Genomic DNA, 14,164 nt, shown 5'->3' on the forward strand with positions numbered 1-14,164 from the left:
TGAGGCGGTCAGCTCCAGGTCCGGTCCCAGGAATATTCGTCGTCCCAGTGGTCGGTCGGCTGCCAGATGCCTTTGACACCGTCCTGCAGGTGTTGGCTGATGACTTCATCGACCACGTCGTCGATGCCCAGGCCCGGCTTGTCGGGCACTGTAATGAACCCGTCCTTGACCAGCGGCTTGGGCAAGCCGGTGACGATGTCGTCCCACCAGTCCACTTCCACGCTATGATACTCGAGCGCCATGAAGTTTTCCGTGGCCACCGCGACATGCGCAGCGGCCATTGCCGCGATCGGGCTTTCCGCCATGTGAATGGCCATGGCAACGCCATGGTCCTGCGCCGCATCGCCGATCTTCTTGGTTTCGAGGATGCCGCCGGTGGTAAGCAAGTCCGGATGGATGACCGAAATCCCTGAGTTGAGCAGCGGCTCGAAGCCTTCCTTGAGGTAGATGTCCTCACCCGTGCAGATCGGCACGGACGTTGCCTCCTGCAACCGCCGATACTGCTCGGTGTACTGCCAGGGGATCACGTCCTCGAGCCAGGCTGGCGCGTATTTCTCTATCCGCCGGGCGAGACGGATGCCGTCCTGCAGCGAGACGTGCCCGACATGATCGATAGCGAGCGGGATCTCGTAGCCGATCACCTCGCGGACCTCGTGGATATATTGATCGAGCAGGTCAATGCCCTTTTCGGTGAAGTGGAGGCCGGTGAAGGGATGCGGGACGTTCTGCGCGTCGTAAGCGGCATTACGCGCCCGGCGCTCGTCCAGCGTGCCTGCTCGCCCGCGGCCGGCATGCGTGCGGAAACCGTCGAGCACGCCGGCCGGCGCGACGACCGCGCCTGGGATGTGGGAGATCTGCGCCAGCCCGAGGTCCATCTTGAGGAAGGTGAAACCGAGGTCCATCCGCGCCTTGAGCCGCTTTCCGGTCTCGGTGCCGCTGGGCTTGTCCGCGTCGGTGTCGCAATAGACTCGCACCTTGTCTCGGAACCGTCCTCCAAGCATCTGGTAGATCGGCACGCCATAGGCCTTGCCGGCGAGGTCCCAGAGAGCGATCTCGATTGCCGAGACACCACCACCCTGCCGCCCATGACCGCCAAATTGCTTGATGCGGCGGAACAGTCGGTCGATGTCGCAAGGGTTCTCGCCAAGCAACCTACTTTTCAGCATCAGCGCATAGGTCGCGCTGGCGCCGTCGCGCACCTCGCCAAGGCCGACGATGCCCTGGTTGGTGTAGATCTTGATAAGCGCTGAGGTGAACGGCGCGCCGACGATTTCGGCGACGCGCAGGTCGGTGATGCGCAGGTCGCTGGGCCTGGAATTCGTGTTCACCCGATTGAGCGCCCCGTCGGCTCCACCTGTCTTTGGCATGACTTATCCTCATTCTGGTCGGCAGGGTTTGTCGAAGGCACGCCGGGGCGGCATGGAGCGTTGCTTAGCCCAGCTCGATTTCGTTGGCCTGCAGGTAGTCGCGGTTCATCTCAACGCCGAGACCAGGCTTCGACGTCAGCTTGAGACTGCCGTTCGAAACGTCGAGCGGTCTGTCGATCAGGTGATCGTATTTGCCCAGGTTCCACTCCGACGTTTCGAGTTTGTAGAAGTTAGGCACCGTCATCATCACCTGCGCTCCCGCAACCACGTTGATCGGCCCCGCGGCGTCGTGCGGCGAGACCGGGATGTAATAGGCTTCGCACAGGGCGGAAATCTTCTTCAGTTCGGTAATGCCGCCGGTCCAGGTAACGTCCGGCATGATGTAGTCAGCGAGCTTGTTCTCGAGCACCGGCACGAAATCCCACTTCGTGTGGCCGCGCTCGCCCCACGAGATAGCGGCACTGACCTTCTCACGCACCTGCTTGAGGGCGTTGAGGCTCTCTGGCGGGCAAGGCTCCTCGAACCAGTCGATCTGGCCGGCTTCCTCAAGGCTCCGGCACAGGCGAATGGCGGTGGGAACGTCGAAGCGGCCATGCGCATCGATCAGGATGTCGACATCGGGGCCTGCCGTCTCGCGGATCAGCGCCGTCAGTTCGGCCGCTTCGCGCTCGTCCTTGCGGGTCATGCTGCCGTCCAGGTAGCCGTCCCGCTGTTCGCGCGACAGGCCGTCCGCGGTGCGACCCTGATGGGGGAAAGGGTCGAACTTGAGCCCGGTGTGTCCGGACTCGACGATGTCTCGAATTTCGCGGACCACGGCCTCCTTGCTGGTAAATTTGGCCTGGTTGGGATGGGTGTAGAGCGCGATTTCATCGCGTACCGGTCCACCCAGCAGTTCGTAAATCGGCTTACCAAGGACTTTGCCCCGGATGTCCCAGAGGGCTATGTCGATGGCGCTCACGCATTCGACGGCGGCGCCGCGGCTGCCCATATAGGTGAAGCTGCGGAAAATCTTGTGCCAGAGGTGCTCGATCCGCGCGGGATCCTCGCCGGTCACGGCGATGCCGATCTGCCGAAGGATCGTGCAGAGAGCGCGGTTGGCGAGCCTGGTGGTGGTTGTGATCTCTCCCCAGCCGCTCGCCCCCTCATCGGTCGTCACTTCGACGAACAGGTACTCTCCCCAATATGAAGCATCGGACTTGATCAGCCACGGCCGAACGCTCGTGATTTTCATCTCTCAACTACCTCTATCTGATTGTCAGGCTAACGATGTTCCAGATCGGAGAGTCTATCCGGCCCGAGCGGCGTTGCGCGCACGCATCTGTTCGAGAACATGCCGGCCGGAACCCTCGACATGGCGGGAAATGAGGTCGGCGGCCTTGTCCGCCTCTCCCGCCTTCACGAGTGCGATGAGTTCGCGATGCTCGCGAAGGATTGCGGCGCGCCGTGCGAGCGTGAAATTGAATCGCCGGCTCACGGCCCGCAGCACCTCGCGATGCTTCCACCAAAGCTCGGCGGCATGGCGGTTATAGTGCCGCTGGTACATCACGGTGTGAAAGGCGGTATCGAGTTCACTGTGCCTGAACGTGTCGGCAAAGTTGTTCTCTTCAATCAGGCCTTGGATACGTTCGAGTTCGGCAATGTCTTCGACGGTCGCCATATTCACAAACCATCGCGTCAGGGCTGGCTCGATCAGGACTCCGATCTCGTAGATATCGCGGACAAAATCCTGATCTATGGGCCGGACACGCGCCCCGCGGTTGGCGACAAAGGTGACAAAGCCCTCCCCGCGCAACAGCTGCAGAGCCTCGCGCACGGGGTTGGTCGAGGTGCCGTGGCGCCGGGCGAGATCGGTCACCACAAGCCGCTCGTTGGCGGCGAGCCGCCCCTCGATGATGTCTTCCCTGATCAGTTCATAAAGCGAGGCGCCCTCGCTGGAGGCCCCGATGGGATCAATCCCCGCGGGTGGCTCTGCTTTGAAATCGCTTGTTTCGGCCAAGGCCGGCTCCCCAATTCAATACACACTTTGATCGATATCACGCACGGTTTCCATAAACAATGTACGATTTATCGCGTTGACAGACAATCCATGATCTGAAAACGTACAAAGCGCTCGAAGGGATACACAGAACAGGAAGACGTTCCGCGATCGAACGAGCATGGACCGCTTGCCCCGAAGCAAAGCGGCATGGGAGAGAACCTGGAGGATACCTATGACGAGGATTACACTCGGCGGTGCCGTCCTGCGCGGCACTGTCTCCACTGCTTTAGTGGTATCGCTGTCCGCGTCGGCGCTGGGTGCGCCGCCGGTCGACTTGAGCAAGTGGTCGCCGGAATATGTGCGTTCCATTGCGGGCACGCAGGATTTTGATACGGCGGCCGATTGCGGCAAAGTCACCCCGCTCGACTACAAGGGGCGACTGACTTTCTGGTATCAGGGCGTGTTCGAGGGCGATCCCGACCTCCTGCGCCAGTACTACAAGGAATTCTTCGAGACCTTCCGCAAGACCTATCCAAACATTCAGCTCGAGGAACAGGCCCTCACCTACAACGACCTTCTTGACAAATTCCGCACGGCGCTCCTGGGCAATGCCGCGCCGATGGCGGTCCGCCTGCAAATCCTGGGTGGTACCGAGTTCGCCGCAAAGGGCTATCTGCAGCCGCTCAAGCCCGAGGATGTGGGGTATTCGACCGAGGATTTCTGGCCCGGCGCCATGAAGGCGGTGACCTGGGACGGGGTGACCTACGGCATTCCAACCAACAACGAGACGATGGCGTTCATCTGGAACGCCGACGTCTTCAAGCGTGCCGGCCTCGATCCGGACAAGGCTCCGGCGACCTGGGACGACGTGGTCAAATATTCCAAGCAGATCCACGACAAGCTCGGCATTTCCGGTTACGGCCTCGTGGCTCGCAAGAATGCCGGCAACACGCCGTACCGGTTCATGCCGCAACTGTGGGCCTACGGCGGCGGCGTCTTCGACGAAGCCACCGCAAACCCGACCTACAAGGAGGTCGAACTCAATAGTCCCCAGAGCAAGGCGGCGCTGCAAGCCTCGTACGATATGTATGTTCGCGACAAGTCGGTTCCGGTGTCGGCACTCACCAACCAGCAGGCCGATAACCAGCCGCTGTTCCTCGCCGGCCAACTCGGCATGATGGTCTCGCACCCGTCCGACTACAACGTCATGCTAGACCTGCAGAAAAAGGCAACGGGCACCGACAAGGACAAGGCGCAGACCGTCATCGACAACATGCGCTACGGGCTGATTCCGACTGGTCCAGACGGCAAGCGCGCCGTTGTATTCGGCGGCTCGAACATTCACATCCTGAAGCCCGAATATGTCGAGGGCGGCAAGGTGGACGAGCCGGCTGCAAAGGCCATCATCTGCATGTGGACGAGCCCTGAATGGTCGCTGAAGATGGCCTACGCCGGCTCGAACCCGGGCAACCTCAACGGCTTCAAGACCAAATGGATGAAGGAACGTCTGGACAGCATCAAGTTCCTCGATGTCACGACGTCGATGCTGCCATACGGCATCCCGTTTCCAGCGCTGCCGCAGTCTCCCGAGATCATGAACATCATCGTCCCGGACATGCTGCAGAATGCCCTGACCGGAGCGATGACCGTCGACCAGGCAGCGGACGACGCGGCCGAAAAGGTGAAGAGCCTGGTGGAAGGCAAACTCTAGTTTGAACCTGGCTTACGATTCGACCGGCCTGCACCGACGGTGCAGCCGGTTCGTTCCAAGGAAAATAAGGGCGCGCCACAGTGACGATCGTGACCGGTAAGGCCGAGGCTCGCCGAAGATTGCAATCCGCCAGGTCCGGCGTGCTGCGGAGGGTATGGGAGCATCGCGCCGACTACGCCTACGTGCTCCCGGCGATCGCCGTGATGCTCATCGTCATCGCCTATCCGATCTATTACACAATCGAGTTGTCATTCTTTAAGACGCCGCCTGGCCTACAGCTGCGCGACAAGATCTACGTCGGTTTCGACAACTACACGAACATCCTCACCAGTCCGGTGTTCTGGAAAGTCACCTGGAACACTATGATCTGGACACTGGCATCGACTTTCATCTCCTTCGTCCTGGGGTTTGGCTCCGCGCTGGCGCTCCACCGCGACTTTATCGGCCGCGGCGTCCTGCGCGCTATCCTGATCATTCCCTGGGTTATCAGTGCGGTCGCCGCCTCCTACATCTGGAAGTGGATCTACCATTCGGACTTCGGGGTCATCGGTGCGGTGCTGGTCGGTCTCGGATTGGCCGACCGGCCGCCGAATTTCATCGACAACGTCAGCACGGTGCTGCCCTCCCTGATCGTCGTCAATATCTGGCGCGAGTTTCCGTTTGCCATGATCATGATGATGGCTGGCCTGCAGACCGTCCCCGAACAGCTGCTGAGCGCTGCAAAAGTCGACGGGGCCAGTGCGTGGCAGCGCTTCTGGCACGTCACCTTCCCGCATCTGAGCAGCGTCTCGACGGTGACCATCCTGCTGCTCGCAGTGGCCAACTTCAATTCCTTCATCATCCCCTGGATCATGACCGGCGGCGGGCCGTCCAACGCATCGCATATCTGGATCACCCATATTTATGAGCTCGCCTTCGGACGACAGCTCTGGGGCGTGGCATCGGCCTATTCGGTGCTCCTGTTCCTCATCCTGATGACGCTGGGCTACTTCTATGTCCGTGCGCTAAGCGGCAACGAACGCAAAGAGGGGAGCGCATGAGCACGATTGCCGAGACAGCCCCTCGGGGTCAGACCCGTCGCCGTATGCGCGTCGACGGATGGCGGTGGGGCGGGCGCATCTTCCTTGTGTTCATGCTGCTTTACACCGCGTTGCCGATGATCTGGATGCTGCTCACTTCGATCAAGTCCGGCTTCGCGGCGATGCAATTTCCGCCGCAATGGTGGCCAGACGAGCCTACCCTAGCCAGCTACCAGAAGCTGCTCGATCCGCAGAACAGCGTCGGCCAGGACTTCCTCCGCTTCTTCTGGAACAGCCTTTTCGTCTCGACTGCCACGACAATCCTTTCGGTGATCGTGGCTGTCCCGGCGGCCTACGCGTTTTCGCGCTTCCGTTTCCCCGGCCGCAACTTCCTGTTCTTCGCCGTGCTGCTGCGCAACATGTTCCCGGCTGTGATCTTTCTCGTGCCGCTGTTTATACTGATGCGCATGCTCGGGCTGGTGAACACGCATGGCTCGCTGATCCTCACCTATCTCACTTTCGGCCTGCCGCTGGCGATCTGGCTGCTCAAGGGCTTCTACGACAACATCCCGGTGCAGCTCGAGCAGGCGGCGCGCATCGACGGGGCAACGCGGTTCCAGGCCTTCATCCTGATCGTGATGCCGCTTTCGACGCCCGGGATCATCGCCACCGCGATCTATTCCTTCATCGGTGCGTGGAACGAGTACATCTACGCCTACACTTTCCTTTCCAAGAACGAGCAGCTGACCTTGCCGGTCGGCATCCAGCGCTTCTTCTCGGAGAACACGACGGACTTTCCGGGCCTGATGGCGGCCAGCTTTATGATGAGCGTGCCCGTCGTCGTGTTGTTCCTCGTCCTGCAGCGATACTTCGTACGCGCCCTTACAGAAGGCGCGGTCAAACACTAGGGAGTTGCCGATGGCCCACGTGGTCCTCAAAGATCTCGTCAAGACCTATGGCGGCTTCAAAGCTGTCAACAACGTTTCGCTGACGGTCAACGATGGCGAGTTCGTCGCGCTCGTCGGTCCTTCAGGCTGCGGCAAGACAACCACGCTCAATCTCGTCGCCGGGCTGATCCCGATCACGTCGGGCGACATCGTCATCGGCGACCGGGTGGTCAACGACCTCGACCCCAAGGACCGGGACATCGCAATGGTGTTCCAGAACTACGCGCTCTATCCGCAGAAATCGGTCTATAAGAACCTGGCGTTCCCGCTGCAGATGCGAAAACTGCCCAGGGACGAGATCGACAAGAAGGTGAAGGACGCGGCGCGAGTGCTCGACATGACGCACCTGCTCGAGCGCAAGCCGCGCGAACTTTCCGGCGGGCAGCAGCAGCGTGTAGCCCTGGGCCGTGCCCTCGTCCGCGACCCGGCCGTGTTCCTCATGGACGAGCCGCTCTCCAACCTCGATGCCAAGCTGCGCGTGCAGATGCGGTCGGAGATCAAGCGCTTCCACCAGGACCTCAAGGCGACGATCATCTATGTAACGCACGACCAGCTCGAAGCGGTGACCATGGCCGACAAGATGGCGGTGATGAACGGCGGCTTCCTGCAGCAATACGATTCACCGGCGCAGGTCTTTGCCCATCCGATGAACATGTTCGTCGCAAGCTTCATCGGCAGCCCGGCGATGAGCCTTATTCCGCTGCAGGCATCGACAGCGAACGGCAATGCCGTGTTGACCAGCGCAGAGGGCTGGAGCCTTGAGCTCTCGCCGCGCAACGCCCGCAAAGTCGCGGGGGCAGCGACCAAGAAAGTCGTGCTCGGCGCACGTCACTCGACGATCAAGCTCCACAGGAGTGCAGTGCCAGGCAGCGTCCCGGCAAAGGCCTACACGGTGGAGCCGACCGGAGACGTCACCTTCGTTCAGGCGTTCCTGTCCGGTGCCATAGTCAATGTCAGCGTGCCGCCGACCATTGCCGTCGCGCCCGACGAGCAGATCTGGCTCGAGTTCGACCAGGAGCGCATGCATCTGTTCGACGGCGAAACTGAAATGGCCCTCAAGGCCGATTGAGACCAGGCGGATGCCTGTGGGACGTGGGCTTGGATGACTACGAAGCTTAAGATCACTGCGATCAAGCCCTATCCGGTGTGGGTGGGAACGCGCAACCAGATGCTCGTCAAGGTCGAGACCGATCATGGCATTTTCGGCTGGGGCGAGAGCGGCTTGAGCGGTCGCGAGAGGGCCGTGGCCGGCGCGGTCGAGCACTATCGCGAGTTTCTCATCGGCCGCGATCCCATGCAGATCGGGCGGATCTGGCAGGAAGTCTATCGCAGCCAGTACTTCGAAGGCGGACGCGTTCTGCAGGCGGCGATTTCCGCCATCGACATCGCCCTTCACGACATCAAGGGCAAGGCGCTTGGAGTGCCGGTGTACGAACTGCTCGGCGGCAAGCAGCGCGACCGCATCCCCACCTTCGCCTCGACCGGAGACGAGGCCGAGGGCGATGTTGCCATCGAACGAGCCCGCGAACTGCGCGCACAGGGGTGGCAGGCGATCCGCTTCTTCCCCGTGGGGCAAAGCAGCAGGGACATCTTCGAGCCTCGCGAATCGATCGGCGTTACCGCGACCATGCTGAACAAGGCGCGCGAGGCGCTGGGCGACGACGTCGTCCTCGGCATCGACTATCACCATCGGCTGTCGGTGGCCGAGGCGGCGAGCTTCTGCAACAAGCTTGGCCGTGGCGTGCTTGATTTCCTCGAGGAGCCGATACGCGACGAGACACCGGAGGCCTACGAATCCTTGCGGACCATGACCGACATCCCCTTTGCCATCGGCGAGGAATTTGCCAGCAAGTGGCAGTTCCTCCCCTACATCGAGCGCGGCATCCATCAGTTCAACCGGCTCGATATCTGCAATGTCGGCGGGTTCACCGAGGCGATGAAAGTCGCTGGCTGGAGCGAAGCGCACTATGTGGACCTGATGCCGCACAATCCCCTTGGCCCAGTGTGCACGGCCGCGACCATGCATCTCGCCGCCGCGGTACCCAACTTCGCGTGGCTTGAGACTAGGGCGCCCGAAAGAAAGCTGGGCTTCAACAATTCCGACTTCTTCCCTGTGCAACCACAGCTCGACGGCCCCGACTATCCAGTCAGCGACCTGCCGGGGCTCGGCGTCGAGGTCAACGAAGAGGCAGTCCAGGCGGAGAGCTTTCGTTTTTGGGAAGCGCCTCACCTTAAGCGCCGCGACGGTTCTGTTACCAACTGGTAGTTCCATCCACCGGAGTCTAAAATGACGCATACCCCCGACATTACGCGACCGCCTAAAGACCTGATCGACGCGCTAAGGGAAATCGGCGCCGCGACGGTTGCCGGCACGCTTGGCCACATGGGCTTCCGCAATCCGCACATGGTTGGTCCCGTGCCGCAAAACCACGGGAAGTCGATCGTCGGGCCGGCGCTGACGCTCCAATTCCTGCCGCAGCGGCCGGACCTCTTCAACGAGGGAGAATATGCCGATCCGGAGACGCAACTGCACCGGCACGTGCTCTATCACGCGCAGGAGGGCGACGTGGTTGTGGTCGACGCGCGTGGCGACATGAGCTCGGGCGTCTTCGGCGATATGATGTCAACGTATTTCAAGGGCAGAGGCGGCGCGGGCATCGTCATCGATGGCTGCATGCGCGATCGGCCCAATGTCGAAAAGCTCGATCTGCCGCTATGGCTGCGCGGCTGGACGCCAAATTATCATGTGCAGACCAGCATCTATCCCAATGCCGTCAACGTTCCGATTGCCTGTGGCGGTGTCACGGTGATCCCCGGCGACATCATCGTCGCCGACGACGACGGGGTGGTGGTGCTTCCCGTGGCAATGGCCGCAAAAGTGATCGATGAATCGCAGAAGCATCACGATTGGGAGGAGTTCTCGCGAGCGAAGCTCATGGCGGGCGGGTCCTTGCAACGCTATTATCCGCTTCATGACGATGCCCGCGGTGAGTACGAGGCGTGGCGAAAAGCCAACCGCCTGGAGAACCCAAGTTAGCGCTTCCCTTGCGGGCAGCGGACATTCTGGCGGCAACGCCGGCGTCTACGCAACAACTGGGAGTGGAATTTCGCCGTAGGCGTCGCTTTCGATCTGGCAGCCTGGACTAGCGAGATCCAGCCCCCGAAGTACGCCGAATGTCACGCCAAATTGGCGACACCAATGAAGCGCCGACGCCAGGCGTAGTAACATTCTCCCGGCTGCCAAAATGGCGTGCTGGCAGCGGGCGATCGGCGCTTCGCCCTTGGTCTGGTTCACGACCCACTTCAATGATTCCGACCAGTGCGCGAACAAACTCAACCATATCGTTTGCCGTGATGGCTGCCTTGTCGGGGCTTTGCCCAACGTGCTCGGCGGCTTCGCAACATGTGCGGCGAATGAGATCGTAGTGTAAATCTCTCTCATCCTCCGGCAACGCGGCCAATTTCATGGCCCTGCGATGGATCAATCGCAGCAATTGTTCGAGAGCTGTTCCGACACTCATGCGTTTTCCCAGCATTGGTCGAGCGTCCCGCTGCTCCAAGGACGCGCGTTGGAACGTCGATGGGGAGGGTATTCCCCGTCCCCACGGAAAGGCTGCACCACAGCCGTTAATATATCGTTGCTGGCTAATATAAGAAGCTTCATCGAGCCGCGAGCGCGGAGTGGCGACTGATCTTGTTGATGAAGGTAACGTTGCAAAATCCGGGCCCGTCCAAACGCAACAACCGTGGTACACGCGGATCGCCAGGCGAACTCGGCCCTGCAACGTGAGAATCCCATGCGAACAGTGTTGCGCACCCTCTTCCTCGGCCTCGCCGTGGCCAGTCTGTCTCCCGCCAGGGCCTCGGCCGGCGATTGCGGGGATGTTGTCGCCCTGGTGCAGCAGGCCTATCCCAAGGCCAAGAGGAGCGTCGACGCCACCTCGCTGACCCTCGAACCCCATATCAGCATCCCCCTGACGCTCCCGGACTACGAAAACCCAGTTGGCCTGGTCTGCAAGATCTGGCCTGCCCATGATGACCTGCTGCTGGTCGCAGTGCCGCTGATCGACAGCACCGTATCCAGCGATGACGGGCATGTTGGCGATATCGAGCTTCTGGTCGTCGACAGGAAGAGCCTGGGCGTGCGCCAGCGCCTGCTCCAGCCCGGCCTGATGACCGATGACGCCATCGCCATCCGCAAGGTCGAATTCGATACCGGTCGCTATCGGTTGGCACCCGATGTCTCCGCCTTTGGCCTGCGCATCGAACTGGCAACCCATTCGCAGGCCAATCCATTCAACGAAACCGGCCTGCGGCTCTATGCCGTCGCCGGCGATGCCTTGCGCTTGGTGCTCGGCGGCCTAGCCGTGGCCAGCCATGGCGGCGAAGGCGACGCCAGTTGCGCCGGATCCTTTCATTCCAGCCAGGTCAGCCTGGCGATGAGCGCGGCGAGCCACCACGGCTATCACGACATCACAGCGATCGAGCAGGCGGATACCGACGAACCCTTGCCCGACAAGGACAGCGAGTGCCAGTCTCATCCCGGCAAGTCCGTAAAGCGGACCTACCGGCTGCGCTACGACGGCAATCGCTATCCGGTTCCTGCGGCGCTCAAGGCAATGGAGCCGTGAGAACGCCGCTCGCGTCGACAAGGCCTGCTTGCACGCGGGGGCCCGCCGCGCGATAGATGTGTTGCTTTGGAGGATTCATGCGGAAAATCTTGGCATCGGCATTGCTGCTGGCGGTCGCGTCATTTGCACACCCCGCCCTGGCGCTGGACAGCAGCGGCACGCCCGTCGTCGTGACGCCGCTGGCATCACGCACGACGACAGCTTCCGGCCAGCCGATCACGCTGCCGCAGAAGAACGTGCAGGTTCTGGTGTCGACTTATGACATCGCGCCGGGTGCGACCTTGCCGGTCCATAGACACCCCTTCCCGCGCTACGCCTATGTCCATGCCGGGACGCTGAAGGTCACCAATGTCGAGACCGGCAACAGCAACACCTACAAGACCGGAGATTTCATCATCGAGATGATCGGCCAATGGCACCAGGCCACCAACATCGGCGATGGTCCGGTCAAGCTGCTGGTGATCGACCAGGTCGAGGAAGGCGCCAAGAACACGGAGTTGCGCCAGTAGCGGCCAAGGCCGATGCACCTTTGCTGCAGGGCTAGCCCCAGGCGCCGACCACCTGCCGTGTCGTAGCGTTGAGCCGGTTGAAGGCGTTGATCAGCGCGATCTGGATGACCAGGGCGGCGAGCGCCTTTTCATCGTAATGCCGGGCGGCTTCGTCCCAGACATCGTCCGGCACCGCGTCGGGCCGGTCGGCAAGCCGTGTGCCGGCCTCTGCCAGCGCCAGGGCTGCGCGTTCGGCATCGGTGAAGTACGGCGTCTCCCGCCAAGCCGCGAGGGCAAAGATGCGCTCGTCTTTTTCGCCGGCCTTCTTCAACTCGCGCGCATGCAGGTCGACGCAGAGGCTGCAGGCGTTGATCTGGCTGGCGCGCAGATGGATGAGCTTGCGCGTCACATAGGGCAATTCGGCCGCTTCGGTCGACTTGTCCAGCGCCAGCAGCGCCTGCAGAGATCCGGGAATGAGCACCACCGGATTCTTGATCCTTGCTTGCATGGTCTTCTCCTATTGAAGCGTTTCGTCAGGACGTGTCTCGTCGGGCCCGGATGCCGCGCATCCAGGCTTTCTGAGGTCGGATAGTGAGATAAATAACCATCCGGTTATGATTATTCCATAACTCAACGGTTATTTGACTGTCAAGCGCGGAGTTTGCCGTCTGGCCCAAATGGCCACGCGCTGTTCACGCTTTCGCGCCAAACGGCCCGATGCTAGGGCTTGCGGCGACATCATCGATTGGATTGCCCCTTGACCGAAGAAACTCGCCTGCCGCTGATCGAAATCTGTGTCGAAGGCATTGATGGCTTGCTGGCCGCGCAGGCGGCCGGCGCCGACCGGGTGGAACTGTGCGCCAGCCTCATTGAAGGCGGCATCACGCCGAGCCTCGGCACGGTGCGCGCTGCCCTCGACCAGGCGACCGTGCCTTTCCACGTCATGGTGCGGCCGCGCGGCGGCGATTTTCTCTACAGCGAATCCGAGTACGCCTCGATGCTCGCCGATGTCATGGCGCTGCGCGAGCTCGGCGTGCCCGGCGTGGTGTTTGGCTGCCTGAACGCCAATGGCACCATCGACGAGGCGCGCATGAGTGAATTGACGCAAGCCGCCGGCTCCTTGAATGTCACCTGCCACCGTGCCTTCGACATGACCCGCGACCCCGCCGAGGCGCTCGAAGCGCTGATCCGCAGCAAGGTTGGCCGCGTGCTCACCAGCGGCCAGCGCGACACGGCGGTCGAGGGCATGTCGCTGTTGGCGGATCTGGTTCGACAGGCCGGCGCCCGCATTGTCATCCTCGGCTGTGGCGGGCTTGACCTCGGCAACATCGCCGAAGTGCGCAGAAGGACCGCGTTGTCAGAAATGCATTTCGCCGCCCTCAAGGATGTGCCGAGCGCCATGGATTACCGCAACCCGCATGTCGGCATGGGCGGCTCCGACCTCGACCGCGAGTACCGCAACACCTTGACCGACACGGATCTCGTGGCGGCCACCATTGCGGCTGCGAAGGCATGAGCGCGACCCCTGCCCCGATCAGCCTTGTATCCGCCGCAGACGAAGCGGCGATCCTCGCGCTCAACAACGAGCACGCAGCCGAACTGTCGTGGCTGGAGCCCCAACGGCTGTCTTTCCTACTCGGCGAAGCGTTTTACACGCGGCGCATCGGCGATCTCGAAGCCTTCATCATGACCTTCGACCAGGACGCCCGTTACGACAGCCCGAATTTCGTCTGGTTCCGCGAACGCTACCCCCGCTTCGTCTATGTCGACCGTGTCGTCGTGGCGGCGCAAGCGCGTGGCCGCGGCCATGCGCGCCGGCTCTATCAGGATCTGTTCGGCCAAGTTGAGCGCGCCGGCCACACGCTGGTCACCTGCGAGGTCAACACCGACCCGCCGAACCCCGCCTCGGATGCCTTCCACGCCGCGCTTGGCTTCGCCGAAGCCGGCGACGCCGTCATCCACGGCGGCAAGAAGGCGGTGCGCTACTACATCAGACGGATTTCCGACTGATACATCAGGCGAA

At 61.7% G+C, this 14,164-nt stretch carries 15 protein-coding genes; 10 read left to right on the top strand and 5 right to left on the bottom strand.

Annotated elements, in window-relative coordinates; genetic code table 11:
• Positions 1-8: 8 nt before the first annotated feature.
• The 3 genes from AC1DYW_RS20785 to AC1DYW_RS20795 form a co-directional block, all read right to left on the bottom strand.
• Positions 9-1,367, bottom strand: coding sequence for a mandelate racemase/muconate lactonizing enzyme family protein (locus AC1DYW_RS20785; RefSeq protein ID WP_477227462.1), 1,359 nt, complete (start codon positions 1,365-1,367; stop codon positions 9-11).
• A gap of 64 nt (positions 1,368-1,431) precedes the next feature.
• Positions 1,432-2,598 carry a mandelate racemase/muconate lactonizing enzyme family protein gene (locus AC1DYW_RS20790; protein ID WP_477227463.1) on the bottom strand — a complete coding sequence of 389 codons (1,167 nt, stop codon included), beginning with the start codon at positions 2,596-2,598 and terminating at the stop codon, positions 1,432-1,434.
• 54 nt (positions 2,599-2,652) lie between these two features.
• Entirely contained in the window at positions 2,653-3,363 is a 711-nt protein-coding gene (locus AC1DYW_RS20795) for a GntR family transcriptional regulator (protein ID WP_477227464.1), read from the bottom strand.
• A gap of 214 nt (positions 3,364-3,577) precedes the next feature.
• Here AC1DYW_RS20795 and AC1DYW_RS20800 point away from each other — a divergent pair, with 214 nt between their 5' ends.
• The 6 genes from AC1DYW_RS20800 to AC1DYW_RS20825 all read left to right on the top strand — a co-directional run bounded on the left by AC1DYW_RS20800 (position 3,578) and on the right by AC1DYW_RS20825 (position 10,059).
• Positions 3,578-5,056: an ABC transporter substrate-binding protein gene (locus tag AC1DYW_RS20800; RefSeq protein ID WP_095087549.1), complete on the top strand. Its 1,479-nt coding sequence runs from the start codon at positions 3,578-3,580 to the stop codon at positions 5,054-5,056.
• Between the two features lie 80 nt (positions 5,057-5,136).
• The gene (locus tag AC1DYW_RS20805) at positions 5,137-6,096 is read left to right on the top strand and encodes a carbohydrate ABC transporter permease (RefSeq protein WP_477227465.1); all 960 of its coding nucleotides are present in this window, start codon (positions 5,137-5,139) and stop codon (positions 6,094-6,096) included.
• Positions 6,093-6,983, top strand: a complete 891-nt coding sequence (locus AC1DYW_RS20810) for a carbohydrate ABC transporter permease (protein ID WP_095087545.1) — start codon at positions 6,093-6,095, stop codon at positions 6,981-6,983. The genes AC1DYW_RS20805 and AC1DYW_RS20810 overlap by 4 nt, the downstream gene beginning before the upstream one ends.
• Before the next feature lie 10 nt (positions 6,984-6,993).
• Positions 6,994-8,091 (top strand): ABC transporter ATP-binding protein, encoded by a 1,098-nt coding sequence (locus AC1DYW_RS20815; protein WP_477227466.1) that lies wholly within the window; start codon positions 6,994-6,996, stop codon positions 8,089-8,091.
• Between the two features lie 33 nt (positions 8,092-8,124).
• Entirely contained in the window at positions 8,125-9,288 is a 1,164-nt protein-coding gene (locus tag AC1DYW_RS20820; RefSeq protein WP_477227467.1) for a mandelate racemase/muconate lactonizing enzyme family protein, read from the top strand.
• A gap of 21 nt (positions 9,289-9,309) precedes the next feature.
• A complete protein-coding gene (locus tag AC1DYW_RS20825) occupies positions 9,310-10,059 on the top strand; it encodes a ribonuclease activity regulator RraA (protein ID WP_477227468.1) in 750 nt (249 codons plus the stop codon).
• Positions 10,060-10,165: 106 nt separating this feature from the next.
• Here AC1DYW_RS20825 and AC1DYW_RS20830 read toward each other — a convergent pair whose 3' ends face one another.
• Complete coding sequence (locus AC1DYW_RS20830) at positions 10,166-10,543, bottom strand: hypothetical protein (RefSeq protein ID WP_477227469.1); 378 nt, start codon at positions 10,541-10,543, stop codon at positions 10,166-10,168.
• A 276-nt stretch (positions 10,544-10,819) separates the two neighbouring features.
• Here AC1DYW_RS20830 and AC1DYW_RS20835 point away from each other — a divergent pair, with 276 nt between their 5' ends.
• Positions 10,820-11,653: a PA3715 family protein gene (locus AC1DYW_RS20835; protein ID WP_477227470.1), complete on the top strand. Its 834-nt coding sequence runs from the start codon at positions 10,820-10,822 to the stop codon at positions 11,651-11,653.
• 77 nt (positions 11,654-11,730) lie between these two features.
• Positions 11,731-12,162, top strand: a complete 432-nt coding sequence (locus tag AC1DYW_RS20840; RefSeq protein WP_477227471.1) for a cupin domain-containing protein — start codon at positions 11,731-11,733, stop codon at positions 12,160-12,162.
• 31 nt (positions 12,163-12,193) lie between these two features.
• On the opposite strand, the gene AC1DYW_RS20845 is transcribed toward AC1DYW_RS20840, so the two are convergent.
• Positions 12,194-12,649, bottom strand: a complete 456-nt coding sequence (locus AC1DYW_RS20845; protein ID WP_477227472.1) for a carboxymuconolactone decarboxylase family protein — start codon at positions 12,647-12,649, stop codon at positions 12,194-12,196.
• A gap of 249 nt (positions 12,650-12,898) precedes the next feature.
• Here AC1DYW_RS20845 and AC1DYW_RS20850 point away from each other — a divergent pair, with 249 nt between their 5' ends.
• Positions 12,899-13,657, top strand: coding sequence for a copper homeostasis protein CutC (locus AC1DYW_RS20850; protein ID WP_477227473.1), 759 nt, complete (start codon positions 12,899-12,901; stop codon positions 13,655-13,657).
• Positions 13,654-14,151, top strand: coding sequence for a GNAT family N-acetyltransferase (locus AC1DYW_RS20855; RefSeq protein ID WP_477227474.1), 498 nt, complete (start codon positions 13,654-13,656; stop codon positions 14,149-14,151). The genes AC1DYW_RS20850 and AC1DYW_RS20855 overlap by 4 nt, the downstream gene beginning before the upstream one ends.
• The last annotated feature ends 13 nt before the right edge of the window (positions 14,152-14,164 follow it).

It is taken from the genome of Mesorhizobium sp. P2_D5 (assembly GCF_056404355.1).

What these genes read in the sequence shown, in the direction of transcription:
- AC1DYW_RS20785 (WP_477227462.1), bottom strand. Translation starts at nt 1,367, where the DNA reads ATGCCAAAGACAGGTGGAGCCGACGGGGCGCTCAATCGGGTGAACACG.
- AC1DYW_RS20790 (WP_477227463.1), bottom strand. Translation starts at nt 2,598, where the DNA reads ATGAAAATCACGAGCGTTCGGCCGTGGCTGATCAAGTCCGATGCTTCA.
- AC1DYW_RS20800 (WP_095087549.1), top strand. Translation starts at nt 3,578, where the DNA reads ATGACGAGGATTACACTCGGCGGTGCCGTCCTGCGCGGCACTGTCTCC.
- AC1DYW_RS20810 (WP_095087545.1), top strand. Translation starts at nt 6,093, where the DNA reads ATGAGCACGATTGCCGAGACAGCCCCTCGGGGTCAGACCCGTCGCCGT.
- AC1DYW_RS20815 (WP_477227466.1), top strand. Translation starts at nt 6,994, where the DNA reads ATGGCCCACGTGGTCCTCAAAGATCTCGTCAAGACCTATGGCGGCTTC.
- AC1DYW_RS20820 (WP_477227467.1), top strand. Translation starts at nt 8,125, where the DNA reads ATGACTACGAAGCTTAAGATCACTGCGATCAAGCCCTATCCGGTGTGG.
- AC1DYW_RS20825 (WP_477227468.1), top strand. Translation starts at nt 9,310, where the DNA reads ATGACGCATACCCCCGACATTACGCGACCGCCTAAAGACCTGATCGAC.
- AC1DYW_RS20830 (WP_477227469.1), bottom strand. Translation starts at nt 10,543, where the DNA reads ATGAGTGTCGGAACAGCTCTCGAACAATTGCTGCGATTGATCCATCGC.
- AC1DYW_RS20835 (WP_477227470.1), top strand. Translation starts at nt 10,820, where the DNA reads ATGCGAACAGTGTTGCGCACCCTCTTCCTCGGCCTCGCCGTGGCCAGT.
- AC1DYW_RS20840 (WP_477227471.1), top strand. Translation starts at nt 11,731, where the DNA reads ATGCGGAAAATCTTGGCATCGGCATTGCTGCTGGCGGTCGCGTCATTT.
- AC1DYW_RS20845 (WP_477227472.1), bottom strand. Translation starts at nt 12,649, where the DNA reads ATGCAAGCAAGGATCAAGAATCCGGTGGTGCTCATTCCCGGATCTCTG.
- AC1DYW_RS20855 (WP_477227474.1), top strand. Translation starts at nt 13,654, where the DNA reads ATGAGCGCGACCCCTGCCCCGATCAGCCTTGTATCCGCCGCAGACGAA.